At 61.6% G+C, this 26,374-nt stretch carries 22 protein-coding genes; all 22 read left to right on the plus strand.

The features are described 5' to 3' along the window. Positions 1–2: 2 nt before the first annotated feature. The 22 genes from ACQ4WN_RS08340 (at position 3) to ACQ4WN_RS08445 (ending at position 26,368) form a co-directional block, all read left to right on the plus strand. Complete coding sequence (locus ACQ4WN_RS08340) at positions 3–1,742, plus strand: putative porin (protein WP_436551105.1); 1,740 nt, start codon at positions 3–5, stop codon at positions 1,740–1,742. A gap of 6 nt (positions 1,743–1,748) precedes the next feature. Further along, positions 1,749–2,444: a hypothetical protein gene (locus ACQ4WN_RS08345; RefSeq protein WP_436551106.1), complete on the plus strand. Its 696-nt coding sequence runs from the start codon at positions 1,749–1,751 to the stop codon at positions 2,442–2,444. A 25-nt stretch (positions 2,445–2,469) separates the two neighbouring features. Continuing rightward, positions 2,470–2,961 carry a YbjN domain-containing protein gene (locus ACQ4WN_RS08350; RefSeq protein ID WP_436551107.1) on the plus strand — a complete coding sequence of 164 codons (492 nt, stop codon included), beginning with the start codon at positions 2,470–2,472 and terminating at the stop codon, positions 2,959–2,961. 208 nt (positions 2,962–3,169) lie between these two features. Beyond that, positions 3,170–6,274, plus strand: coding sequence for a DEAD/DEAH box helicase (locus ACQ4WN_RS08355; protein ID WP_436551108.1), 3,105 nt, complete (start codon positions 3,170–3,172; stop codon positions 6,272–6,274). A 49-nt stretch (positions 6,275–6,323) separates the two neighbouring features. Continuing rightward, a complete protein-coding gene (locus ACQ4WN_RS08360; RefSeq protein WP_436551109.1) occupies positions 6,324–7,505 on the plus strand; it encodes a PAS domain-containing sensor histidine kinase in 1,182 nt (393 codons plus the stop codon). An 85-nt stretch (positions 7,506–7,590) separates the two neighbouring features. Beyond that, the gene (locus tag ACQ4WN_RS08365; RefSeq protein WP_426073973.1) at positions 7,591–8,271 is read left to right on the plus strand and encodes a response regulator transcription factor; all 681 of its coding nucleotides are present in this window, start codon (positions 7,591–7,593) and stop codon (positions 8,269–8,271) included. Between the two features lie 154 nt (positions 8,272–8,425). Then, entirely contained in the window at positions 8,426–9,133 is a 708-nt protein-coding gene (locus ACQ4WN_RS08370; protein WP_436551110.1) for a transposase, read from the plus strand. 194 nt (positions 9,134–9,327) lie between these two features. After that, on the plus strand, positions 9,328–14,028 hold the full coding sequence (locus ACQ4WN_RS08375) for a glutamate synthase-related protein (protein ID WP_436551111.1): 4,701 nt from the start codon (positions 9,328–9,330) through the stop codon (positions 14,026–14,028). Positions 14,029–14,097: 69 nt separating this feature from the next. Further along, positions 14,098–15,561: a glutamate synthase subunit beta gene (locus ACQ4WN_RS08380; RefSeq protein ID WP_436551112.1), complete on the plus strand. Its 1,464-nt coding sequence runs from the start codon at positions 14,098–14,100 to the stop codon at positions 15,559–15,561. A 259-nt stretch (positions 15,562–15,820) separates the two neighbouring features. Further along, the gene (locus tag ACQ4WN_RS08385; RefSeq protein WP_436551113.1) at positions 15,821–16,630 is read left to right on the plus strand and encodes an ABC transporter ATP-binding protein; all 810 of its coding nucleotides are present in this window, start codon (positions 15,821–15,823) and stop codon (positions 16,628–16,630) included. Beyond that, positions 16,627–17,412: a lipid asymmetry maintenance ABC transporter permease subunit MlaE gene (gene mlaE / locus ACQ4WN_RS08390; RefSeq protein WP_332861853.1), complete on the plus strand. Its 786-nt coding sequence runs from the start codon at positions 16,627–16,629 to the stop codon at positions 17,410–17,412. The genes ACQ4WN_RS08385 and mlaE overlap by 4 nt, the downstream gene beginning before the upstream one ends. Before the next feature lie 78 nt (positions 17,413–17,490). Beyond that, the gene (gene mlaD, locus ACQ4WN_RS08395) at positions 17,491–17,961 is read left to right on the plus strand and encodes an outer membrane lipid asymmetry maintenance protein MlaD (RefSeq protein ID WP_101483233.1); all 471 of its coding nucleotides are present in this window, start codon (positions 17,491–17,493) and stop codon (positions 17,959–17,961) included. Continuing rightward, on the plus strand, positions 17,958–18,842 hold the full coding sequence (locus ACQ4WN_RS08400; protein ID WP_436551114.1) for an MlaA family lipoprotein: 885 nt from the start codon (positions 17,958–17,960) through the stop codon (positions 18,840–18,842). Before mlaD ends, ACQ4WN_RS08400 begins: the two co-directional genes overlap by 4 nt. 72 nt (positions 18,843–18,914) lie before the next feature. Further along, positions 18,915–19,550, plus strand: a complete 636-nt coding sequence (locus ACQ4WN_RS08405) for an MlaC/ttg2D family ABC transporter substrate-binding protein (protein WP_436551115.1) — start codon at positions 18,915–18,917, stop codon at positions 19,548–19,550. Between the two features lie 52 nt (positions 19,551–19,602). Further along, a complete protein-coding gene (locus ACQ4WN_RS08410; protein ID WP_436551116.1) occupies positions 19,603–19,950 on the plus strand; it encodes an STAS domain-containing protein in 348 nt (115 codons plus the stop codon). 211 nt (positions 19,951–20,161) lie between these two features. Next, positions 20,162–21,079 (plus strand): ABC transporter ATP-binding protein, encoded by a 918-nt coding sequence (locus tag ACQ4WN_RS08415; RefSeq protein WP_436551117.1) that lies wholly within the window; start codon positions 20,162–20,164, stop codon positions 21,077–21,079. Continuing rightward, positions 21,076–21,837: an ABC transporter permease gene (locus ACQ4WN_RS08420; RefSeq protein WP_070290316.1), complete on the plus strand. Its 762-nt coding sequence runs from the start codon at positions 21,076–21,078 to the stop codon at positions 21,835–21,837. The genes ACQ4WN_RS08415 and ACQ4WN_RS08420 overlap by 4 nt, the downstream gene beginning before the upstream one ends. A 73-nt stretch (positions 21,838–21,910) precedes the next feature. Then, on the plus strand, positions 21,911–22,147 hold the full coding sequence (locus ACQ4WN_RS08425; RefSeq protein WP_436551118.1) for a BolA family protein: 237 nt from the start codon (positions 21,911–21,913) through the stop codon (positions 22,145–22,147). A 4-nt stretch (positions 22,148–22,151) separates the two neighbouring features. Then, entirely contained in the window at positions 22,152–23,402 is a 1,251-nt protein-coding gene (gene murA, locus ACQ4WN_RS08430; protein WP_436551119.1) for a UDP-N-acetylglucosamine 1-carboxyvinyltransferase, read from the plus strand. A 12-nt stretch (positions 23,403–23,414) separates the two neighbouring features. Then, positions 23,415–24,083 carry an ATP phosphoribosyltransferase gene (gene hisG / locus ACQ4WN_RS08435; RefSeq protein WP_436551120.1) on the plus strand — a complete coding sequence of 223 codons (669 nt, stop codon included), beginning with the start codon at positions 23,415–23,417 and terminating at the stop codon, positions 24,081–24,083. 24 nt (positions 24,084–24,107) lie between these two features. Further along, positions 24,108–25,433, plus strand: a complete 1,326-nt coding sequence (gene hisD / locus ACQ4WN_RS08440; protein WP_436551121.1) for a histidinol dehydrogenase — start codon at positions 24,108–24,110, stop codon at positions 25,431–25,433. Next, positions 25,430–26,368 carry a DNA-methyltransferase gene (locus ACQ4WN_RS08445; protein ID WP_436551122.1) on the plus strand — a complete coding sequence of 313 codons (939 nt, stop codon included), beginning with the start codon at positions 25,430–25,432 and terminating at the stop codon, positions 26,366–26,368. Before hisD ends, ACQ4WN_RS08445 begins: the two co-directional genes overlap by 4 nt. Positions 26,369–26,374: the final 6 nt, after the last annotated feature.

Below are 26,374 nucleotides of genomic sequence, written 5' to 3' on the forward strand. Positions count from 1 at the left end.
CAATGAATTCCTTATTTTCCTCTCCACAGCGTGCGCGCCGCCTTCCGCTGGCGCTGGCTGCCTTGGCCCTGAGTGTGGCTGCAGGCGCCGTGCAAGCCCAGGCGCAGGCACCGGCCGACAGCACCATGGTCAAACTGATTCGTGGCTTGATCCAGAGCGGCGCCCTGAACAAGGATGCCGGCGAAGCCTTGCTGGCGCAGGCGCAGAGCGAAGCGCTGGCAGCGGCGCAAGCGCGTCCGGCTGCTGCGCCAGCGGCCCTGGCGCAGGTCCAGCCAGGCGACGTGCGCGTGCCGTATATTTCACAAACCGTGCGCGAGCAGATCCGCGACGAGATCAAGGGCCAGGTCATGGCCGAAGCGAAGGCGGGCGGCTGGGCGGCGCCGAATGAAACACCGGCCTGGACCAAGCGCATCCGCGTCGAAGGCGATGTGCGCGCGCGCTACGAATCGCGCTATTACGACATGGCCAACAGCAATATCGAGATCGACTGGCGCTCCCTCAACAGCGGCAGCGGCTACGACGTCAATTCAAACACCAACCTGGCCCTGCCGGCGCTGCTCAACACGCGTGAAGACCGCAAGAACTTGCTGCGCGCGCGTGCCCGCCTGGGTATCCTGGCCGACATTTCCGACAGCACGCAAGCGGGCATTCGCCTGGCCAGCGGCAACGATGACAGCCCGGTGTCCACCACGCAAACCCTGGGCGGTGGTCTGGGCAAGAAAAACATCTGGCTGGACCAGGCCTGGCTGTCGTACCAGCCCGCTTCGTGGCTGAAACTGACGGCGGGTCGTTTCGATAACCCGTTTGTGTCGGGCGACGAACTGTTTTCCAGCGAACTCAATTTTGACGGCATCGCCGCCAAGGTGCAGCAAGGGCTCGGCGACAGCAAGGACGTCACCGTGTTCGGTACGCTGGGCCTGATTCCGCTCGAGTATTCGTCCGACAATGCGCCTAGCCGCAGCCAGGCAAAAATGTCCAGCGAAAACAAGTGGCTGCTGGGTGCGCAAGTGGGCGCCTCGTGGAAAATCAATAGCGACCATCAATTGCGCGGTGCGCTGGCCTACTACAACTTCCGCAACATCAGCGGAGAATATTCGCAGCCGTGCGCGCTGTACGCGGGTGCCGATGGCTGCAGCACGGACTGGTCGCGTCCGTCGAGCATGCAAAAGGGCAATAGCTTGATGCTGCTGCGCAATATCGCCCTGAACCCGCTCGACCCGGCGAATACGCCGCAGCCGCAATTCGTCGGCCTGGCCTCGAAATTCCGCCTGGCCAATCTGAATGCGCGCTGGGATAGCAAGGTAGCCGGTGGCACGGACTTGCGCATCGAAGGCGATTATGTGCGCAACATGGCCTACGACAAGAATGCCATGTGGGCGCGCGCCAAGGGCGGCATCATGAACAACTTCGGCGGCACGGGCGGCGTCTCGCAAGCCGATTTCAGGAGCGGGGGCAATGCCTACATGCTGCAGGCGACCCTGGGCAAGGCCAGCCCGGTGGCGCGCGGCGACTGGAATGTGCTGCTCGGCTACAAGCGCATCGAACCGGACGCCTTGCCGGACGCCTACAACGATTCCACCTTCCACCTGGGCGGCACGAATGCGCGCGGGTATTACCTGGGCGGCGCGTATGCGCTCGACAAGAATACATGGTTGAACGGCCGCTGGACGTCGAGCCGCGAAGTGTTCGGCTCGGCGCTGTCGATCGACACCCTGCAAATCGAATTGAACGCGCGTTTTTAAGGAGCCATGATGTTGATATTCAACAAAACGCGCTTGCCGGTTTTGCTGCTGATGCTGCTGGCCGGTGGCGCCGCCCAGGCGCAGGGACAGAAGGGGCAAAGCATGGAAGAGCGCCTGCGGGCCGAGTTGCGCAATGTCACGGCGCAATTGCAGCAGACGCGCGGCGAGCTGGACTTGCTCAAAGCCAAGGGTGTGCCTGCCGCCAAGGCGGCACCCGTGGCCGCTGCCGCCGGCGATGGCTTGAAAAAGGAGCTGGCCCGCAGCCAGTCGCAGCTGGCGCAGGAGCGCGCACAGCGGGAAAAACTGGCAGCTGAGCAACAGCGCAGCGCCGCCGCCGCCGCGCAAGAGGCGGCCGCGAATTTGGCGCAGTACCGCCAGGCTAGCGAACAGCTGGCCGCCACGAGCAAGCAGATCGAAGCGGAGCGTGCGCGCCTCGACGGTGAAGTGGCGTCGCAGCGCGGTGCGTTGGCGCGCTGCGAAAGCAAGAATGCCCAGCTGTATGCGACCGGGCAGGAAATCCTGCAAGCGTATGAGGGCCTCAACGTGCTGGACGTCATGCAAGCGCGCCAGCCGTTCGCCGCGCAAAGCCGCGTCAAGCTCGAGCAAATCGCCCAGCAGTATGGCGACCAGTTGTACCAGGGCCGCTTCGATGCGCGTCAAACAAGTGACACGCCGGCCGCTCCCGCACCGGCACCCCAATAATTTTATTTGCTGAAATGGAATGACGATGGAACACACCAACACCAACTTGCTGACCACCCTGAATGCAGAACAAACGGCTGACGCCATCAAGGCGGCCGGCTGCGCCGTGACGAGCATCGAACACGACGGCGTCGTGCGCCTGCACAGCGCCAGCCATGGCATCGGCTTTCAAGTGCTGTGGGGCAATGAAGCATCGCCTGGCCAATACGCGGACCTGACCCTGAGCTGTCCGCTGCGCGTGCAGGGCGGCGACTTGCCGGCCGGCTTGCTGGCCGAATGGCACCGCAGCAAGCGTTTTGCCCGCGTGGCCCAGCATGGCGATTTCGTCGTGCTGGAAATGGATGTACTGGTCGCCGGCGGCGTCAGCCGCGAGTACCTGAATATCAATCTGCAACTGTGGACGCAGATGATGGGCCAGTTCTTCTTGTTTTTGCGCAACTTTACGCCCGCTGACACGAGCACTGCACCAGTAGTGGAGGCCGCCAGCGTGGCAGAAGAAGAAACTGTGCCGGCCTGATAAGCTGGCCAAAGGCGGTGAAAAAGGCCCATGACGGGCCTTTTTTGCCGCTTGCGGGTCCCAAGTGTCGTATTAAATACTTATTTTTTAGGCATCGCGCATTAAAACTGCTCAAAGAGCGTGTGTGAATCAAGCCAGCAACGCCTGTATGGCGGATAATATTGCCTGTTGCCGATTTGGATACGACCTTTACACAAAAATGCGCCCCATGGATTTTACCCGCGACGAAACCAGTGAAACCCCAGTTGCCCCGGCCAGCGCGCCGGGAGCGCCTTTGCCGTACGCCGTCGCCACCTGGCTGCAGCGGGTGGAGGCAGCTGCCCATCCGAAGGCCGTGCTGACGATTGCCGAGCCGGACCCGAAACTCAACCAGCATCGATTGATCTACGTGCTGGCGCCCACCAGCGGTGGCCGCCACGTTGCCCTGTGCCTGTACAAGGCGCGGCTGCGGCCGAATGGCGACGTGGCAGCGGCTTCCCCCATCAGCGAAATCTTTTCCCTGCTGTCGGCGCCGCCCACCTTTTTGACGCCGGCAGATGAAGACCTCGTGCGTTTCTTCGTGGCCATGCGCAGCGGACAGAATTCGCAGACGGGCAGCGCCACGGAACCGAAGGGCAAGGTGGGCGCGGCCCTGCTGAAAATGCTGGCCGAGCAGGATAAATTGTTGTGGGCCAATTCCTGGGCCGATGTCGGCAATGGCCTCGTGTATCCATTGAAGGAAGGTCCCGTGCGCCCTGCGCGCCTGTTCTGGCGCGACGAAGGCAAGACCATGCGCCTGGGCTGGCAAGTGGACCCGCCGGAAGGCGCGAAGCACCATGGCGCCGACCAGATCGACTACATGCTGCCCACCGATCCGCCGTGGTACATCGACAACCTGTCGTGCGGCGTGCTGGAACTGAACCAGGGCGGCTTCGACATTTCCCTCGCCGATCTACAAGCGCTGGTGGCGCAGGCGCCGCCCCTGAATGCGAACGACAAGGTGCGCGTGTCGCAACTGCTGCTGGCGCAGGGCTTGCAGCATTTGATGCCGCTGCCGCAACCGCTGCCGCAGCGCTTGCGCAAGGATGTACCCGCGCAACCGGTCCTGCTGCTCGACAGCGCCATGCTGGCCGATGGCAGCGCGCAGCGCTGGAGCGATTTCGCCGTGCTGTCCTACGACTACGATGGCGAGCGCGTCGCGTTCGACCCGTCGCAGCGCGTGGTGCGGCAAGTGGGCGAGGTGACGGAAATTATCCAGAGAAATACGCTCGATGAAGCGCGTGCCCTGGCCACCCTGGCCGAGCTGCAATTCAAGAAGCCGGGCTCCGCTCCCTTGAGTGGCTTGAAGGGCGCCTTGCTGCTGCCGTCCCAGGCGGAATGGCTGCGTTTTGCCGAGTCCGGCATCGATGCCTTGCTGGAGCAGGGATGGATCGTGGAAAAGACGGCCAAGTACCGCTACGACGTGAGCGAAGCCGGTGACTGGTATGCGGAGATCGACGACCAGGACCCGGATAGCGGCAACGCCTGGTTCGAGCTGGAACTGGGCATCGTCGTCAACCATGAGCGCGTGCCGCTGCTGCCCGTGCTGGTGCAGCTGATCCGCAACGCACCCAACGATTTCAACCCGAAAGTCATCGAAGCGCATGCGGACGACGACCAGATGCTGGCGACCTTGCCGGACGGCACGCGTGTGGCCCTGCCGTGGGGCAGAGTGCGCCCCATCTTGAACACCTTGGGGGAACTGTATTTCAGCGACAAGATCAAACATGCGGTGCGCATGTCGACTCTGGATGCGGCGCGCCTGGAAGAGCTGGCGCGGGGCCTGGAATTGCGCTGGACGGGCGGCGAGCAGCTGCGCGCCATGGGGCGCAAGCTGAGCCAGTTCGGTTCCGTGCAAAAAGTAGCGGCGCCAGCCGGTTTGCAAGCGACCCTGCGCGATTATCAAGCCGATGGCCTGGCGTGGATGCAATTCCTGCGCGACCATGACCTGGCCGGTATTTTGGCCGATGACATGGGTCTCGGCAAGACCGTGCAGACGCTGGCGCATATCCTGGTGGAAAAGGAAGCGGGCCGTTTGACGCATCCGGCGCTGGTGATTGCACCGACGAGTTTGATGGGCAACTGGCAGGACGAGGCGGCCAAGTTCGCGCCCAGCCTGAAAGTGTTGCTGCTGCAAGGCAAGGACCGCGCGCAGCAATTCGACCAGATCGATCAATGCGACCTGGTGCTGACGACGTACGCGCTGTTGCCGCGCGACGAGGAAACCCTGCGCGAGCATGATTTCCACCTGGTCATCCTCGACGAATCGCATTACATCAAGAATACGCGCAGCAAGGCGGCGCAAAGCGCGGGCCTGTTGCGCGCGCGCCACCGCCTGTGTTTGTCCGGCACGCCGCTGGAAAACCACTTGGGCGAATTGTGGTCGCAATTCCATTTCCTGCTGCCGGGCTTGCTGGGCGACGAAAAGACGTTTAACACGCAGTTCCGCCATCCGATCGAGCGCCAGGACGACCCGCTGCGCCGCATGCTCCTGAACCGTCGCATCAAGCCCTTCCTGCTGCGCCGCACGAAAGACAATGTGGCCAAAGAACTCCCGCCGAAAACGGAAATGGTGCGCAAGGTGGAATTGACGGGCCCGCAGCGCGACCTGTATGAAACCGTGCGTCTGGCGATGGATCAGAAAGTACGCGAAGAAATCGACAAGAAGGGCGTGGCGCGCAGCCAGATCGTCATCCTCGAAGCGCTGTTGAAACTGCGCCAGGTCTGCTGCGACCCGCGCCTGGTGAAATCCTTGCCGGCGAAGAAGCAGTCGGCCGGTTCGGCCAAGCTGATTGATTTGATGCAGATGGTGGAAGACTTGCTCGACGAAGGGCGCAAGATTCTCGTTTTCTCGCAATTTACCAGCATGCTGGAATTGATCGAGGAAGAGCTGGAATCGCGCGACATTCCCTACGCCTTGCTGACGGGCGAAACGAAGGACCGGGGTGCGCAAGTGGCGGCCTTCCAGCAGGGTGCCGTGCCCATCTTCCTGATCAGCCTGAAGGCGGGCGGCGTGGGCTTGAACCTGACGGCGGCCGACACGGTGATCCACTACGATCCGTGGTGGAATCCGGCGGCGGAAAACCAGGCCACCGACCGTGCCTGGCGCATCGGCCAGGACAAGCCCGTGTTCGTCTACAAATTGATTGCGAAGGGCACCCTGGAAGAAAAAATCCAGCTGCTGCAGCAAAAGAAATCGGAACTGGCGCAATCGATCCTGGCCGAAGGCGAAGCGCAGAAGATGGCGCTGACGCAAGAGGACTTGCAGCAGATTTTCGCTCCACTGGAAGATTAAGGCGCCGCTGGCCCTATACTTGGCGAATCTTTCTTGCCAGGTATAAAGCATGCTGCCCTTTTTCCTCTTGCTGCTTGCGGGCGCCATCCTCATGGCGCTGCGTTTCGTCCAGTTGCGCCGCGCCCTGCTGCGCGCGCGGGCGGGCGAAACGCAGTTCCGCCTGCTGGCCGAACACGGCCGCGACGCGGCCTTCCTGCTCGACGCCACTACCCTCGAATTACTCTACATCAGCCCCGCCGCGCAGCGCCTGACGGGCCATGACCCGGCCGCCTTGCGCGAGCATGCGGCGCGCCTGGCGCAAGACTTGCCGGCCCGGCTGCAGCGCTGGCACGATGGCGACGTCAGCCGTTTGACCCTGTTGCGCGAAGTGGAGCTGCCGCATGCGGACGGGCATCCGTTGGCGCTGGAAATCAGCTCGACCATCGTGCCCGCTGCGTCAGGGCGCGGGGTCACTGTGGCGGGCACGCTGCGCGATGTCAGCGCCGCCCAGGCACAGGAAGCGGAGCGGGAAAAGGAGCAGAAGCGCTTCGCGTCGATGTTGTCGCATGAATTCCGCACGCCGCTGGCCACCATCGACGGCGCCATCCAGCGCCTCGTCTCGACATCGCAAGATGCCGATGAGGCCACGCGCAAGCGCTATGTGAAAATCCAGACGGCCGTCGACCGCCTGCTGGGCATGATCGACGATTATTTGTCACCCGAACGCATGGCGGCCATCGGCCGCGAGCGGACTGCCGACGGCATCGCGCCGCTGACCTTGCTGCAGCAGGCGGCTGCCACCGTGCCCGCCAGCCACCCGGTGCAGCTGGAACTGGACGAAGACTTGCCGGCCAGCCTGCGCTGCGACGTGCCGGGCATGGCACTATGCCTGAAAATCCTGCTCGATAACGCCGTCAAGTTCAGCGCGCCGGGGACTAGCATCACCTTGTCGGGCAAGCTGGTGCCCGAGGGCGGCGTGGCGCTGTGCGTGCGCGATGCGGGGCCCGGCCTGCTGGAAGAAGAACTGGCGCATTTGTTCGAAAAAGGAAGCCGTGGAATCCATGCGACGCATCCGGGTGCGGGCCTGGGCCTGTACATGGCACGCGCCGTCGTCGAAGTGCACGGGGGGAGTTTGCAGGGGCATAATCTGCCCGAAGGCGGGGCCATTTTCCGCATTTGGCTGCCGCTTCCTGTCCAGGCAAGGAAAAGCCTTGCTTCCGCTAAAGGCAACCGTGATAATTCCTTGACGTAAACCTATTGTGCCGTCCATCATGGTGCAGAAGTGAATGGCACATGGTTTGCCCACGGTAGCTCACTAACGGAAGAATGGCGTAGCAATGACGAAAATACTGATCGTCGAAGACAATCTGGACTACGCCGAAGACATGGCGGAGTTTCTCGTTGAACTCGAACACGAAGTTCATATCACCAGCTCCGCTGGCGGGATGTGGACGGCGTTGAGTCATGGCAATGTCGGCGTGGTCGTACTGGACCTGGGCTTGCCCGATGAAGACGGCTTCAACGTCATCCCCCGCATGCGCCAGCTGTATCCGCAAATCGGCGTACTGGTGCTGACGGGGCGTGTCGCTTTCGACAGCCGCATCCTGGGCTTGCGCCTTGGCGCTGACCATTACCTGACCAAGCCGATCAAATTTCCCGAACTGGCCGCCCACATCGAGGCGCTTGACCGCCGCGTCGGGCCGCAAGATCCCGTGCTGGAGCCGGGCAAGTGGACCTTGAAAGTAAGCGCTCGCCAACTTGAACTGATGGGCGCCGTCATTGCCCTGACGGAAAAGGAATTCAACTTCCTGCACCTGTTGACCATCAATACCCGCCCCGTGCCGCGCGACGTCATCGTGGCCGGCATGGGCGGTGAAGACCCTGATGCGGGCCGCCGCGTCGATATGCTCGTGTACCGCCTGCGCAAGAAAGCCAAGACGGGCCTGGGTCAGGACTTGCCGCTGCGCAGCGCGTATGGCGAAGGCTACAGCCTGTCGGCCAGTTTTAACCTGTCCTGATACTCGATGCCAGCCACCCGCAAGCGTGCTGGCTGCATAAAAGGGACAGAGTCAATCGTTTTTCCCGGTATTTTCAATAAAACAGGGTCAGAGTCGCGTCTTGCACTCCGGAGTGTGTAAAATCAAGGCCTTAGCCTATCTTACTGACTCTGCCATGGCCCGTTTGCCCCGTCTCATCATTCCCGCACTGCCCCATTACGTGATCCAGCGCGGCAGCAACCGCCAGCCTGTGTTCCAGGATGCGCTTGATTATGCGCAATTCCTGTCCTGGCTAAAAACGGGTGCGAAAATGTTCAAGGTGGCCATCCATGCCTACGTTTTATTGCCAGATCAGCTACATTTATTGGCCACTCCCAGCGATGCCACGGGCCTGGGACAGCTAATGCAGTGGCTGGGTCGCTATTACGTGCCGTATTTCAATCAAAAGTATGGCCGCGAAGGCGCTTTGTGGCAGGGACGCTACAAAACCTCCGTCATCGATCCCGACAATTTCTTTCTTACTTGCTGCCGCTACCTGGAATGCGTGCCCGTGCAAACGGGCCAGGCGGGCCAGGCGCTCGATTACAACTGGTCCAGCTATGCCCACCATGCGGGTGTATGCCCCGATCCCCTCATCACCGACCATGCGCTGTACTGGGCGCTGGGCAATACGCCGTTTGACCGCGAGGCAGCGTATCTGCGTCTGTTTGAGCAAGGCCTGGGCAGCAGCCAGGTGAAGGTGGTGGAAGAGGCTGTACTGAAGGGCTGGCCGCTGGGTTCGGAAGCGTTCAAGCAAGCGCTGGAGCAGAAAATGCAGCGGCAAGTGCTGCCCGCCAAGCGGGGTCGTCCCCGCAAAGTCGCAGCCGCAGCGGACGCCAACTGACACGCAGGAGCAGCTAAAACAAAAAATCATCACTTCCTGATGTTTTAATGAGATTCTCTTGACTATGTCCCTATTAAATTTTTAGGGAGACGCAAACAAATTTAATTCGACTCCGACCCTAATTGTTGTGGTTGAGTTTTTTGTTGCGTTGCACTACTCTAGTTTTTCGATAGTCATATGCAGCGGAGAAGCCCATGAAAGCGCAAGGCCTGTACGACCCAGCCAATGAACACGATGCCTGCGGCGTCGGTTTCGTCGCCCATATCAAGGGCAACAAGACCCATTCAATCGTCGAACAGGGTTTGCTGATTCTGAAAAACCTCGATCACCGGGGCGCCGTGGGCGCCGATGCGCTGATGGGTGATGGCGCCGGCATCCTGATCCAGATTCCCGACCAGTACTACCGCGAAGAAATGGCCAAGCAGGGCGTGGAATTGCCGCCGCCTGGCGAATACGGCGTGGGCATGGTCTTCTTGCCGAAGGAACACGCGTCGCGCATCGCCTGCGAGCAGGAAATCGAACGCGCCGTGCGCATCGAAGGCCAGGTCGTGCTGGGCTGGCGCAACGTGCCCATCGATACGGACATGCCGATGTCGCCCACCGTGCGCGCCAAGGAACCCGTGATCCGCCAGATTTTCATCGGCCGCGGCCCGGACATCATGGTCACCGACGCGCTCGAGCGCAAACTGTATGTGATCCGCAAATCGTCGGGCCACGCCATCCAGGCCTTGAAGCTGCTGCACGGCAAGGAATTCTTTGTGCCATCGATGTCGGCCCGTACCATTGTGTACAAAGGCTTGCTGCTGGCTGACCAGGTGGGCGTGTATTACAAGGACTTGCAGGACGCGCGCTGCATCTCGGCCCTGGCCCTGGTGCACCAGCGTTTCTCGACGAATACTTTCCCCGAATGGCCGCTGGCCCACCCTTACCGCTTGATCGCCCATAACGGCGAGATCAACACCGTCAAAGGCAACTTCAACTGGATGCGCGCGCGCGAAGGCGTGATGAAGTCGGCCGTGCTGGGCGACGACCTGCAGAAACTCTTTCCGCTGATCTATGAAGGCCAGTCCGACACGGCGTGCTTCGACAATGCGCTGGAACTGCTGTTGATGGCCGGTTATCCGATCGCCCAGGCGATGATGATGATGATCCCGGAAGCGTGGGAAAACCACACGACCATGGATGACAACCGCCGCGCCTTCTATGAATACCACGCGGCCATGATGGAACCGTGGGACGGCCCGGCAGCCATGGCGTTTACGGATGGCCGCCACATCGGTGGCACGCTGGACCGCAATGGCTTGCGTCCGGCGCGCTATATCGTCACGGACGACGACCTGGTGGTGATGGCGTCGGAGTCGGGCGTGCTGCCGATTCCCGAATCGAAAATTATCCAGAAATGGCGCTTGCAGCCTGGCAAGATGTTCCTGATCGACCTGGAAGCGGGCCGCATCATCGACGACCAGGAATTGAAAAACACTTACGCCAACGCCAAGCCGTATAAAGCGTGGATCAACTCCGTGCGCATCAAGCTCGACGAGATCAAGATGGCCGAAGGACAAGCCAAGCAAGACCGCGCGCAGGGCGAAAAAGAGCAGCCATCGCTGCTGGACCGCCAGCAGGCGTTCGGCTACACGCAGGAAGACTTGAAATTCCTCATGGCGCCGATGGCCGTGGCCGGCGAAGAGGCGACGGGTTCGATGGGCAATGACTCGCCGCTGGCTGTCATGTCGAACAAATTGAAGCCGCTGTATAACTACTTCAAGCAACTGTTCGCGCAAGTGACGAACCCGCCGATCGACCCGATCCGCGAAGCGATGGTGATGTCGCTGGTGTCGTTCATCGGCCCGAAACCGAACTTGCTCGATACCAACAACGTCAACCCGCCGATGCGCCTGGAAGTGGCGCAGCCCGTACTGGGCTTTGACGACATGGCGCGTCTGCGCAACATCAGCGCCCACACGGGCGGCAAGTTCAAGTCGTACGAACTGGACATCTGCTACCCGCTGGCCTGGGGCAAGGAAGGCGTGGAAGCCTGCCTGGCCTCGCTGTGCGCCGAAGCCGTCGATGCCGTGAAATCCGGCCACAACATCCTGATCGTCTCGGACCGCGCCATTTGCGCCGACCAGGTGGCGATCCCCGCGCTGCTGGCCACCTCGACCGTGCACCAGCACCTGGTGAGCAAGGGCTTGCGCGCGTCCACCGGCCTCGTCGTGGAAACGGGCTCGGCCCGCGAAACGCACCACTTTGCCCTGCTGGCAGGTTACGGCGCGGAAGCCGTCCACCCCTACCTGGCCATGGAAACCCTGGCCGAGATGGCGCACGGCTTGCCCGGCGATTTGTCGGCCGACAAAGCCATTTATAACTACACCAAGGCGGTGGGCAAAGGCTTGATGAAAGTCATGTCGAAGATGGGCATTTCGACGTATATGTCGTACTGCGGCGCGCAAATCTTCGAAGCCATCGGCTTGAACAAGTCGCTGGTGGACAAATACTTCAAGGGCACGGCGTCGAACGTGGAAGGCATCGGCGTGTTTGAAGTGGCGGAGGAAGCGCTGCGCCTGCATGCGCTGGCCTTCGGCAACGATCCCGTGCTGATGGATAAGCTCGACGCGGGTGGCGAATATGCATTCCGCGTGCGTGGCGAAGACCACATGTGGACGCCGGATGCGATTGCGAAGTTGCAGCACTCCACGCGCAGCAACAATTTCTCCAGCTATAAAGAGTACGCGCAAATCATCAACGACCAGAGCCGTCGCCACCTGACCCTGCGCGGCCTGTTCGAATTCAAGCTCGATCCGACCAAGGCGATACCGCTCGATGAAGTGGAACCGGCCAAGGAAATCGTCAAGCGTTTCGCCACGGGCGCCATGTCGCTCGGTTCGATCAGCACGGAAGCGCATGCGACCCTGGCAGTGGCCATGAACCGCATCGGCGGCAAGTCGAATACGGGCGAAGGCGGCGAAGATCCGAACCGCTACACGCAGGAATTGAAGGGCATCCCGATCCGCCAGGGCGACACCATGGCTTCCATCGTGGGCGCCGAGCAGATCGTCGTCGATATTCCGCTGCAGGAAGGCGATTCCATGCGCTCGCGCATCAAGCAGGTGGCGTCGGGACGTTTCGGCGTGACGGCCGCCTACCTCAATTCCGCCGACCAGATCCAGATCAAGATGGCGCAGGGCGCGAAACCTGGCGAAGGCGGCCAGTTGCCGGGCCATAAAGTGTCGGAATACATCGCCAGCCTGCGCTTCTCCGTGCCGGGCGTGGGCCTGATTTCGCCGCCGCCGCACCACGATATCTATTCGATCGAAGACCTGGCGCAGCTGATCCATGATTTGAAGAACGCCAATCCGCGTGCCTCGATTTCCGTGAAACTGGTGTCGGAAGTGGGTATCGGCACGGTGGCCGCCGGCGTCACCAAGGCGAAGGCCGACCACGTGGTCGTCGCGGGTCACGATGGCGGCACGGGCGCCTCGCCATTGTCGTCCGTGAAACATGCGGGCACGCCGTGGGAGCTGGGTCTGGCAGAAACGCAACAAACGCTGGTCTTGAACGGCTTGCGCAGCCGTATCCGCGTGCAAGCCGATGGCCAGATGAAGACGGGCCGCGACGTGGTCATCGCCGCCCTGCTGGGTGCCGACGAAATCGGTTTCGCCACGGCGCCGCTGGTGGTCGAAGGCTGCATCATGATGCGCAAATGCCATCTGAACACCTGCCCGGTGGGCGTGGCCACGCAAGACCCCGTGCTGCGCGCCAAGTTCTCGGGCAAACCCGAGTATGTCGTCAATTACTTCTTCTTCGTTGCCGAGGAAGCGCGTCAATTGATGGCGCAGCTGGGTATCCGCACGTATGACGAACTGATCGGCAGAGTCGATTTGCTCGATAAGTCGAAGGCGATTTCGCACTGGAAGGCGCAAGGCCTGGACTTCTCGGCCATCTTCTACAAGCCGGAAACGCCGGATGGCCAAGCCTGTCGCCACGTGGAATTCCAGGATCATGCGCTGGAGAAAGCACTCGATCACAAGCTGATCGCGCAAGCGCGCGCGGCGCTGGAAAAGGGCGAGCGCGTGTCCTTCATCTCGCCCGTGCGCAACCTGAACCGCACGGTGGGCACCATGCTGTCCGGCGAAGTGGCGAAGAAGTATGGCCACGCCGGCTTGCCGGACGACACCATCCACATTCAATTGCAAGGCACGGCTGGCCAGTCGGCGTGCGCTTTCCTGGCGCATGGCATCACGATCGACCTGGTGGGCGAGGGCAACGATTACGTGGGCAAGGGCTTGTCGGGCGGGCGCATCATCGTGCGGCCGAATACGGAATTCCGCGGCTGGGCCGTGGACAACATCATCATTGGCAACACGGTGCTGTACGGCGCGATTGCCGGCGAAGCCTTCTTCAATGGCGTGGCCGGTGAACGCTTTGCCGTGCGCAACTCGGGCGCCACCACGGTGGTCGAGGGTCTGGGCGACCATGGCTGCGAATACATGACGGGCGGCACCGTCGTGGTGCTGGGCAACACGGGACGCAACTTCGCGGCCGGCATGTCGGGCGGCATCGCCTATGTATATGACCCGGCCGGCGACTTTGCCAGCAAGTGCAACACGGCCATGGTCAGCCTGGACAAGGTCGTGTCTGCGGCGGAACAGCATCTCGACCGCGATGCCTGGCATACGCAGCACCGCGACGGCGTGCCGGAAGCCGACGAAGTCATCCTCAAGCGCCTGATCGAGCGTCACTTCAAGCACACGGGCAGCACGCGCGCCCGCGTCTTGCTGGACGACTGGGCCGCGGCGCGCGGCAAGTTCGTGAAAGTCTTCCCGAACGAATACAAGCGCGCACTGATTGAGATGGCTGCCGATGCCGCCATGGAAGTACAAGCCGTCGCCGCCTGAGCCAGCCGAGATGAATGTGAAGGGAGCGGCCGCGCCGCTCCCGCCAGCTAAACATACAAAGGAAACATCGTGGGTAAAATTACCGGCTTCATGGAATTCAAGCGCCAGGACGAACACTATCTGGAGCCTGCCGCGCGCCTGAAGAATTACAAGGAATTCGTGCTGCACCTGTCGGATGCGCAAGCCACCGTGCAGGGCGCGCGCTGCATGGATTGCGGCATTCCCTTCTGCACTACGGGTTGTCCCGTGAATAACATCATTCCCGACTGGAATGACCTGGTGTACCGCGGCGCTTACCGCGAAGCGCTCGACATCTTGCATTCGACCAACAACTTCCCGGAATTTACGGGCCGCATCTGCCCGGCGCCGTGCGAATCGGCCTGCACCCTGGGCATCCACGAAGATCCGGTCGGCATCAAGTCGATCGAACATAAAATCATCGACATGGGCTGGGAGCACGGCTGGGTCACGCCGCAGCCAGCCCCTTTCAGCACGGGCAAGAAAGTGGCCATCGTCGGCTCCGGCCCTGCCGGCCTGGCGGCGGCGCAGCAGCTGGCGCGCGCCGGCCATGCCGTCACCGTGTTTGAAAAGAGCGACCGGGTCGGCGGCTTGTTACGTTATGGCATCCCTGACTTCAAGATGGAAAAGTCGCACATCGACTTGCGCGTGAAACAGATGGAAGCCGAAGGCGTGGTGTTCCGCACCAGCGTGCTGGTCGGTAAGGATTTTCCTGCCCACGTCAACAACTGGGCCAAGGAAACCATTTTCCCGGAAGACCTGGAAAAGGAATTTGACGCCGTCATCATGGCCGGCGGCGCCGAGCAGCCGCGCGACTTGCCCGTGCCGGGCCGCGAACTGAAAGGCGTGCACTTCGCCATGGATTTCCTGCCGCTGCAAAACAAGGTCAACGCGGGCGACAAGCTCAAGGACCAGATCAAGGCGACGGGCAAGCACGTGGTGGTGATCGGCGGCGGCGACACGGGTTCCGACTGCGTTGGCACCTCGAACCGCCATGGCGCCGCCTCGGTGGCCCAGTTCGAATTGATGCCGCAGCCGCCGGAACAGGAAAACAAGCCGCTGGTCTGGCCCTACTGGCCGACCAAGCTGCGCACCTCGTCCTCGCACGAGGAAGGCTGCGAGCGCGACTGGGCCGTGGCTACCAAGCGTTTCGAAGGCAAGGGCGGCAAGGTGGAAAAGCTGATCGCCTGCCGCGTGGAATGGAAGGACGGCAAGATGAACGAAGTGCCGAACTCGGAATTCGAGATGAAGGCCGACCTGGTCTTCCTGGCCATGGGTTTTGTTTCCCCTGTGCAACAAGTGCTGGAAGCGTTCGGCGTCGATACGGATGCGCGCGGCAATGTCAAGGCGACAACGGATGGCGCAGTCTGCTACCAGACTTCGGTAGCCAAGGTGTTTGCGGCCGGCGACATGCGCCGTGGCCAGTCGCTGGTGGTCTGGGCCATCCGCGAAGGGCGCCAGTGTGCGCGCGCCGTCGATGAGTTCCTGATGGGGGCATCGCTGCTGCCGCGCTAAGAAACGAGCCATTGTTCGTTTTTTGACAGGGCCACGGCGCGGATTGCGACGTGGCCTTTGCTCTTTTTGCTTGTCAAGTCAACCGCTGCGAATGCGATCGGGCAGGGACGTCATGCGGCGGCCAAATTTCCACTACAATATCTGACTTTCGATTCATTAGTGTTGTATTCTTCCCCTTGACGGGGCTGTCCCAAGGGGTGTCTCAGCAGAGGTTGGCGTTTCTGCACTACAATACGCCATTAAAATAGTGAGCTTCGTCGTGCCAAATCTTGTTGAGATCCGTGATTTACACTTTGCCTATGGAGAACGTTCGATTTTATCGGGCCTTCAAATGGATTTCCCACGTGGAAAAGTTGTGGCCGTCATGGGTGGCTCCGGCAGTGGCAAGACGACCGTATTGCGCCTGATCGGCGGGCAGTTGCGCCCCAGTTCCGGTTCCGTGAATGTCGACGGCCAGATCGTGCATACGCTCAAGACCGACGAGTTGTATCAAATGCGCCGCAAGATGGGCATGCTGTTTCAGCACGGCGCCCTGTTTACGGACTTGACGGCGTTCGAGAACGTGGCGTTCCCCCTGCGCGAACACACGGATTTGAATGAAGAGCTGATCCGCACCCTGGTGCTGATGAAGCTGCACGCCGTGGGCCTGCGCAATGCGGCGCAATTGAAGCCGGCCGAGATTTCCGGTGGCATGGGCCGCCGCGTCGCGCTGGCGCGTGCCATCGCGCTCGATCCCGAACTGATCATGTACGACGAGCCGTTCGCTGGCCTGGACCCGATTTCCATGGGCGTGACGGCCAATTTGATCCGCAATCTGAACGATGCGCTGGGTTCCACGTCTATCCTGGTATCGCACGACGTGAAGGAGTGTTTCGCCATCGCTGATTATGTCTATTTTCTGTCATCGGGCAAGATCGTGGCGCACGGCACGCCAGCCGAGATGGCCGCGTCGACGCATCCGTACGTCAAGCAATTCGTCAATGCCGAGGCCGATGGCCCCGTGCCGTTCCACTATCCGGGCAAGTCGCTGGCCGACGACCTGGGTCTGCACGCGGGAGCGGGCCGATGATCGCGCGTTTCCTGGCGGCGATCGGGGCATGGTTGCGGCGGTCGGTACAAGACCTCGGCTTTGCCGTACGTTCGTTCTTTCTTATCATCGCCTCCTCGGGGGGCTTGTGGCGCCGTCCACACTTGCTCATCGAGCAATTGTTTTACATCGGCAGCCGGTCGGTGCTGATTATTGCCGTCTCCGGCCTGTTCGTCGGCATGGTGTTGGGTTTGCAAGGCTATTACACACTGAGTACCTTTGGCGCGACGCAGTCGCTGGGGCAATTGGTGGCGCTGTCCTTGATGCGTGAGCTCGGTCCGGTCGTCACGGCGCTGCTGTTCGCGGGCCGCGCCGGCACTTCGCTGACGGCGGAAATCGGCCTGATGAAGGCGGGCGAGCAGTTGTCGGCCATGGAAATGATGGCCGTCAACCCGATCCAGCGCGTGCTGGCGCCCCGTTTCTGGGCCGGCGTGATCGCCATGCCTATCCTGGGTGGCATCTTCACTGCCGTCGGCGTCATCGGCAGCTACCTGGTGGGCGTGGTGCTGATCGGCGTCGATGAAGGTTCGTTCTGGTCGCAGATGCAAGGTGGTGTGAATGTCTGGAAAGATATCGCCAATGGTACCTATGTAAAAAGCATGGTCTTCGGCATCGCGGTGACGTTCATCGCGCTGTTCCAGGGGTATCAGGCACAGCCGACGCCGGAAGATGTCTCCGGTGCGACCACGCGCACGGTGGTGATTTCGTCGTTGATGGTGTGGTGGCTCGATTTCATGATGACGGCGTTGATGTTTAGCAAGTAATTGCCGTTCAGCGAACAACAGCGGGCCTGGGCAGGATGTTGCGCAGGCGGCAGCAAGTAAAAATAATTTAGGATTGTTATGCAACGTAAATCTATGGATGTCTGGGTCGGCTTGTTCGTCTTGCTGGGTGTGGCGGCATTGATGTTTCTGGCGCTCAAGGCCGGCAATATGAGCTCGCTGTCTTTCAGCAAGACGTATACCATTAGTGCCAAGTTCGACAATATTGGCGGCCTCAAGCCGCAGGCGCCCGTCAAGGGCGCTGGCGTGGTGGTGGGGCGCGTGGCGGAGATCCGTTTTGACGACAAGACGTATCAGGCGCTGGTGAAACTCGACATCGAAGATGGCTACAAATTTCCGAAAGACAGCTCGGCCAAGATTTTGACGGCCGGTTTGCTGGGTGAGCAATATATCGGCCTGGAAGCAGGCGGGGATCTGGCGAACCTGGCAGAGGGCGACAAGATCGCCCGTACTCAATCGGCCACAGTGCTGGAAGACCTGATCAATCAGTTCATCTACAGCAAGGCAGCGGAAGGAAAGGACAGCAAATGAGCGAGTCGACCAAACAATCCCAAGGCAGTCTGGCGCGTATCGGCCTGGCCCTGGCCATCGCCGCCAGCGTGAGCGCTTGCGCCACCGGCACCAATCCGCGCGACCCCCTCGAAGGGTATAACCGCGCCATGTTCAAGTTCAACGACACCGTTGACCAGGTGGCCCTGAAACCGGTCGCCACGGCCTACAAGACGGTCACCCCGTCGTTCGTGCAAACGGGCGTAGGCAACTTCTTCGGCAACTTGTCCGATGTGTGGAGCGCCGTGAACAATTTGCTGCAAGGCAAGGGTGAAGCGGGCTTGCAAGACGTCGTGCGCGTCAGCATGAACTCGACTTTTGGCCTGCTTGGCCTGATCGACATCGCGTCGCAGGCGGGCATTCCGAAGCATAACGAAGACTTTGGCCAGACCCTGGGCTGGTATGGCGTCCAGCCTGGTCCGTACGTGATGCTGCCGCTGCTGGGCCCATCGACCGTGCGCGACACGGTGGCCCTGCCGCTCGATGTCACGGGCGACCCATGGCGCTACAAGGATCCGGCCAATGTGCGCAATATCGGCACGGTGACGCGCGTGGTCGACAAGCGCGCCGCGCTGCTCGACGCGACCAATCTGATGGAAGCAGCCGCGCTGGACCGCTATGAATTCATCCGCGACGGCTTCCTGCAGGCGCGCGAAAGCAAGGTTTTCGATGGCGATACGGACCGCCGCGACCGCAAAGTGCCAAAAAACGACACCAGCGATTATGAGCCGGCCTATGAGGCGCAACCACAGCCTGTCCCAGCGGAAACGCCACCTGCCACGGCAGCGGCCGATGTGGCGCCGGCTGACCTCGTAACATCTGGTAGCAATACCGTTGCTTCCGAGGCCAAGCTCCAGGAGTAAACTCCGGTACAGAAACACCACGGCTGCGATCAACGCCAGCCGGTGCATAGCAACACCATGAAAGGTAGAACCATGAAATTGATGAAACAATTGCTGGCGATGGCGACCATCGCCTTTGCCACCGCCGCACAGGCCGCCCCCGCTGTTGAAGCGCCGGACGTATTGGTCAAACGCATCAGCCAGGACGTGATCGACACGGCCAAGGCCGACAAGGCCATCCAGGCGGGTGATATCAAGCGCGTCACCGAATTGGTAGAAAGCAAGATCTTGCCATACGTGGATTTCCAGCGCATGACGGCCCTGGCCGCCGGCCGCTTCTGGCGCGACGCCACGCCAGACCAGCAAAAGCAGCTGTCCGCGGAATTCCGCACCTTGCTGATCTACACGTATTCGGGCGCCCTGTCGCAGATCAAGAATGAAACCGTGGAATTCAAGCCGATGCGCGCCGACCCGGCCGATACGGAAGTGGAAGTGCGCTCGCAAGTCAACGTGGCGCGCGGCGAACCCGTGCCCCTGAACTACCGCGTGGCGAAAACCCCATCCGGCTGGAAGATCTATGACATCAACGTGCTGGGCGCGTGGCTGGTGGAAACGTATAAAAGCAGCTTCGCCAGCGAGATCAGCAAGGGCGGCATCGATGGCCTGATCAAGACCTTGCAGGCAAAAAACAAGGCCCTGGCCAGCCGTCCCGCTGTCAAAGCAAAATAATCGGCTATCATATAGCTCCTGAACCAGCTCCAGACCAGCGCAGCCCGACGCCATGCCCGACTCTCTCGACACTTTGCAGTCCCTGACTTCCCTGACCGTGCACAATGCCACTTTGGCATTGGAGCAGGGTCTGGACGCCATCCGCTCGGGTCAGACCAAGTTCGACTTGCGCAACGTCAAGGCCGTCGATTCTGCCGCCGTTTCCGTCATGCTGACGTGGCAGCGCGCCGCGCAGGATGCGGGCGGCGTGCTGGAGCTGAAAAACCTGCCGAACAACCTGAAAAACCTCACCAAGCTGTATGGCGTCTGCTCGCTCGTCTCGAGCACTTTGAGCGCCGACGACTGCGGCAGCGCTGGCGGCCACGCCGAACGCAGCCCGTCCGACCTGCATCATCATTGATCCTGTCCCACTCCCCGCATCAGCAGTAGCTTTCAAGCCGGCAGGCCAGCAGCGCCGCCGGATTGATCTCCAAGTGTTCCACGAATTTTCCAACTATAATTGACTGTTGCGCCATCCTCGTCTGAAGGAGGCACCCTGCACCGGCCTGCCGGCCTGGATGTCCCCGGCAACTGGCGCATCACACCAGACGCATTACACTTGAAACAAGCACATGACCGCAATTCAAATCACGAATGTAGAAAAGAGCTATAAATCGCTCAAGGCGCTGGGCGGCGTGTCGCTGGCCATCGAGGAAGGCGAGTTTTTCGGCCTGCTCGGCCCCAATGGCGCCGGCAAGACGACCCTCATTTCCATCATCGCCGGCCTGATACGCCCCGACGCGGGCACTGTCAAGATCCACGGCCACGATGTGGTCAAGGACTTCCGCAACGCGCGCCGCAACCTGGGCGTGGTGCCGCAGGAGCTGGTATTCGACCCGTTTTTCACTGTGCGCGAAACCCTGCGCCTGCAGTCCGGCTATTTCGGCCTGCCGAACAACGACAAGTGGATCGACGAGGTCATGGAAAACCTCGACCTGACCGGCAAGGCCGACACGAATATGCGCGCGCTGTCCGGCGGCATGAAGCGCCGCGTGCTCGTGGCCCAGGCGCTGGTGCACAAGCCGCCCGTCATCGTGCTCGATGAGCCGACGGCCGGCGTCGACGTGGAACTGCGCCAGACCCTGTGGAAGTTCATCTCGCGCCTGAACCGCGAAGGCGGCCACACGGTCGTCTTGACCACCCACTACCTGGAAGAGGCGCAAGCCATGTGCCAGCGCGTCGCCATGCTGAAGAGCGGCAAGGTGGTGGCGCTCGATACCATGTCGGCCCTGATCCGGCGCATCGCCGGCTCGCAGCTGCAGCTGCACCTCAAATACGGCGCCTTGCCGGCCGACCTGCAGCACCTGGTGCTGCACCCGGAAGAACAGCAGGCGCCGAACAAGTTCAGCCTGCGCGTCAACGAATACAGCGAAGTCGAGAAAATCCTCGCCCGCCTGCGCGAAGCGGGCGTCGAGATCGACGAAATGCAATTGCAACAAGCCGACCTGGAAGATATCTTCTTGCAGATCATGGATAAAGGTACCGTATGATTTCGACAGGATTTCGCACCCTCGTCTACAAAGAGACGCTGCGCTTCTGGAAAGTGGCGACGCAAACCGTGGCCGCGCCCGTGCTCACGTCGATGCTGTACCTGCTGGTGTTCGGCCATGTGCTCGACGGCCGCGTGGAGCCAAGCCCCGGCGTCAGCTACACGGCCTTTTTGATTCCCGGCCTGGTGATGATGAGCGTGCTGCAAAACGCGTTCGCCAATTCCTCGTCCTCGCTGATCCAGTCGAAGATCACGGGCAACCTGGTGTTCGTGCTCTTGACGCCCCTGTCGCACTGGGAAATCTTCTCGGCGTATGTACTCGCTTCCGTCGCGCGCGGTCTGGCCGTTGGCTTTGGCGTGTTTGCCATCACCTGCTGGTTCGCCGACCTGTCGTTTGTCGCGCCCCTGTGGATCGTCATCTTTGCCTTCCTGGGCGCCGCCATGCTGGGCACCATGGGCCTGATCGCCGGCATCTGGGCCGAGAAATTCGACCAGCTGGCCGCCTTTCAGAACTTCCTGATCATGCCAGCTACCTTTTTGTCGGGCGTGTTCTATTCGATCCACTCGCTGCCGCCGTTCTGGCAGACGGTATCGCACCTGAACCCTTTCTTTTACATGATCGACGGCTTCCGCTACGGCTTCTTCGGCGTGTCCGACGTCAGCCCGTGGCTCAGTCTTTCCATCGTCGCCGGCTTCCTCGTGATCCTGGCGCTGGCATCGATCCGCCTGCTGAAAAGCGGCTATCGTTTGCGTCACTAGTTGCGACACTAATTGCGGCGCCGTTGATTGCGGCACATCCCATCACTACATTATTCAATATCAAGGACTTATCGTGACCACCACTCCAGAACTGATCCACGGCTACCTGTCGGCCGGCCTCGAATGCACACACCTTGAAGTGGAGGGCGATGGCCAGCACTTCCAGGCCGTGATCGTCTCGCCCGCGTTTGTCGGCAAGCGTTTGATCGCCCGCCACCAGATCGTCTATGCGGCGCTGGGCGACCGCATGCGCGAGGAAATCCACGCGCTGTCGATGAAAACCCTGACACCTGAAGAATTCCAAGGATAAGCACATGGACAAGCTCCTCATCAACGGCGGCAACCGCCTGAACGGCGACATCGCCATCTCCGGCGCGAAAAACGCCGCCTTGCCCATCCTGTGCGCCGGCCTGCTGACCGCGGGCGACCTGGACCTGACGAACGTGCCGAACTTGCACGACGTCGCCACCATGCTGAAACTGCTGGGCCAGACGGGCCTGAAAGTGCAACAGGACGGCGACCGCGTGGTCTTGAATGGCAGCGCCATCACCACCCTGGAAGCGCCGTATGAACTGGTGAAAACCATGCGCGCCTCGATCCTCGTACTGGGCCCCATGCTGGCGCGCTTCGGCGAAGCCAAGGTCTCGCTGCCGGGCGGCTGCGCCATCGGTTCGCGCCCCGTCGACCAGCACATCAAGGGCCTGGAAGCGCTGGGCGCCGAGATCCGCATCGAAGCGGGCTACATCTACGCCAAGTGCGCCAAGCTGAAAGGCGCGCGCATCGTGACCGACATGATCACCGTCACCGGCACCGAGAACCTCTTGATGGCCGCGACCCTGGCCGAAGGCGAGACCATCCTGGAAAACGCCGCCTGCGAACCGGAAGTGACCGATTTGGCACACCTGCTGGTGGCCATGGGCGCGAAGATCGACGGCATCGGCACCAGCCGCCTGGTGATCCAGGGCGTCGACGCCTTGCATGGCGCCTCGCACGCGGTCATCGCCGACCGTATCGAGACGGGTACTTTCCTGTGCGCGGTGGCGGCTACCGGCGGCGATATCACCTTGCGCAACGTGCGTACCGACATTCTCGATGCTGCGCTCGACAAGCTGCGCGCCATGGGCCTGACGATGACCTTCGGTGCCGACTGGATCCGCGCCGAGATGTCGGCCCGTCCGAACCCCGTCAGCTTCCGCACCACGGAATACCCGGGCTTCCCGACGGACATGCAGGCGCAGTTCATGGCAGTCAACACGATTGCCAATGGTGCCAGCCGCGTCACCGAGACGATCTTCGAGAACCGTTTCATGCACGTGCAGGAAATGAACCGCCTGGGCGCGGACATCACCATCGAGGGCAACACGGCCATCATCGCCGGCGTCAAGCAGCTGCGCGGCGCGCCCGTGATGGCAACTGATTTGCGCGCCTCGGCGTCGCTGGTGATCGCGGCCCTGGCTGCCGACGGCGAAACCCTGATCGACCGCATCTATCACCTCGACCGCGGCTATGACCGCATGGAAGTGAAGCTGTCCGCCGTAGGTGCCAACATCGTACGTATTAAATAACAAGGAACGAGCATGAACGGATCGAACTACGGTGACAGCTCCCAGCTGATCCTGGCGCTCTCGAAGGGCCGCATTTTTGAGGACACCATGCCGCTGCTGGAAGCGGCCGGCATCAAGGTGCTGGAAAACCCGGAGACCTCGCGCAAGCTGATTTTGGCCACCAACGATCCGAACGTGCGCGTCATCATCGTGCGCGCCAGCGACGTGCCGACCTACGTGCAGTACGGTGCGGCCGATTTCGGCGTGGCGGGCAAGGATGTCCTGCTCGAGCACGGCGGCGAAGGCCTGTACCAGCCGATCGACCTGAATATCGCCTCCTGCCGCATGTCGGTGGCGGTGCAGGCCGGCTTTGACTATGAAAAGGCCGTGCAGCAGGGCGCGCGCTTGCGCGTGGCCACCAAGTTCGTGCACACGGCGCGCGAGCATTTCGCCGCCAAGGGCGTGCACGTCGACCTGATCAAGCTGTATGGCTCGATGGAGCTGGCGCCCCTGGTCGGCCTGTCCGACGCCATCGTCGACCTGGTCAGCACGGGCAGCACTTTGCGCGCAAACAACCTCGTCGAGGTCGAGCACATCATGGAAATTTCATCGCGCCTGGTGGTCAACCAGGCAGCGCTCAAGCTCAAGCGCGAGCGCTTGCAGCCGATTATCGAGGCGTTTGAACGCGCTTCGCAAGCCTAGACACTCAGTAGCAGAAAGCCGATTATGCCGATACAGATACGCAAGCTCGATTCAAGCCAGGATGGTTTCCAACAATCGCTCGATACGCTGCTGGCGTTCGAGGCGGGCACCGATGCAGCGATTGAAACGTCGGTCGCGCAAATCCTGGCCGATGTGAAAACGCGCGGCGACGCCGCCGTACTGGAATACACCAACCGTTTCGACCGCATCCCGCATGGCGGCGCGGCGGAAATGGCGGCCTTTGATATTTCGCAGGCCGAATTGCAGGCGGCCCTGAACGGCTTGCCGTCGGCGCAGCGCGAGGCGCTGCAGATCGCCGCGCAGCGCATCCGCGCTTTCCACGAACGCCAGCGCGAAGAATTGCGCGGTTTTAGCTACACCGAGCCCGATGGCACGGTGCTGGGGCAGAAGATCACGCCGCTGGACCGCGTCGGCATCTACGTCCCGGGCGGCAAGGCTGCTTACCCGTCTTCCGTGCTGATGAACGCCATTCCCGCGCATGTGGCGGGCGTGGGCGAAATCATCATGGTCGTGCCGACGCCCGATGGCGTGAAAAACCAGATGGTGCTGGCCGCCGCCGCAATTGCCGGTGTGACGCGCGTGATCACCATCGGCGGTGCGCAAGCGGTCGGCGCGCTGGCCTACGGCACGCAGACGATCGCCGCCGTCGATAAAATCGTCGGCCCCGGTAACGCCTATGTGGCCGCCGCCAAGCGCCGCGTGTTCGGCATCGTCGGCATCGACATGATCGCGGGGCCGTCCGAAATCCTGGTCCTGTGCGATGGCACGACGGACCCGGACTGGGTCGCCATGGACCTGTTTTCGCAGGCCGAGCACGACGAGCTGGCGCAGGCGATCCTGCTGTGCCCCGATGCCGACTATATCGCCAAGGTCGAAGCGAGCATCGCCAAGCTGCTGCCGACGATGCCGCGCCAGGCCACCATCAGCACGTCGCTGCAGGACAGGGGCGCGCTGATCAAGGTGCGCAGCATGCAAGAAGCGTGTGAAATCGCCAATGCCATCGCGGCGGAACACCTGGAAATATCGGCGGAAAACCCGCAGCAGTGGGCCGAACAGATTCGCCACGCGGGCGCCATGTTCCTGGGGCGCTTTTCGTCTGAATCGCTGGGCGACTATTGCTGCGGCCCCAATCACGTGCTGCCGACCTCGCGCACGGCGCGCTTTTCGTCGCCGCTGGGCGTGTACGACTTCCAGAAGCGCTCGTCCATCATTCACGTCAGCGAAGCTGGCGCGCAAACCCTGGGCCGTGTCGCCGCCACTCTGGCGTATGGCGAAGGCTTGCAAGCGCACGCGCGCAGCGCCGAACTGCGTTTGAAGCCGCAGCCATGACGAAGTTGGCGGAGCGGCCGGACTGGGTCAACCGGGTCTATTGCGAGGACGCGCTGGCGGGGCTGGCGCGCATTCCCGATGGCTCAGTGGACCTGATCCTGACGGATCCGCCGTACAACCTGGGCAAGGATTACGGCAATGCCTCGGATCAGCAGTCCGTGGCTGACTACCTGCGCTGGACGGAGCAATGGATCGATGCGGCGCTGCCCAAGCTGAAAGCCAACGGCAGCCTGTATATCTTTTTGACCTGGCGCTATTCGCCGGAGATCTTCGTCATGCTGAAACAGCGCATGGCGATGATGAATGAAATCATCTGGGACCGCCGCGTGCCGTCCATGGGCGGCAGCGTGCGCAGCTTTTCATCGGTGCACGACACCATCGGCTTCTTCGTCAAGCGCAAGGATTACTACTTCGACCTTGATGCGGTGCGCATCGCCTACGACGCGGCCACCAAGAAAGCCCGTTCGCGCTCGATCTTCATTGGCGCGAAATGGCTGGAAGTGGGCTACAACCCGAAAGACTTGTGGAGTGTCTCGCGCCTGCACAAGGAACACCCGGAACGGGCCGACCACCCGACGCAAAAACCGCTCGAAATCATCGAGCGCATGCTCAAGGCGTCGTGTCCCCCCGGCGGCGTGGTGCTTGACCTGTTCATGGGCAGCGGCACCACGGCGCTGGCAGCCAAGCGCTGCGGACGCGATTTCGTCGGTTTCGAATTGAATCCCGATTACTGCGCCATCATCGAACAGCGCCTGGCGGCACTGGCGCTGGAACTGGCCGAACCGGCTGCTCCAGTGGCGAAGGCCGCCAAGGCGGCCGTGAAGAAACCGGCGGCTGCCAAGAAGCCGGCAACGGCGAAAAAGCCGTCCGCTGTGAAAAAAGCGCCGGCCCGCAAGGCGCGCAGCGCCGCCGTGCCGGAAGACGTCGTCATTTAGTCTCCA

Source organism: Janthinobacterium pasteuri, assembly GCF_051380775.1.
Lineage (GTDB): Bacteria > Pseudomonadota > Gammaproteobacteria > Burkholderiales > Burkholderiaceae_D > Janthinobacterium.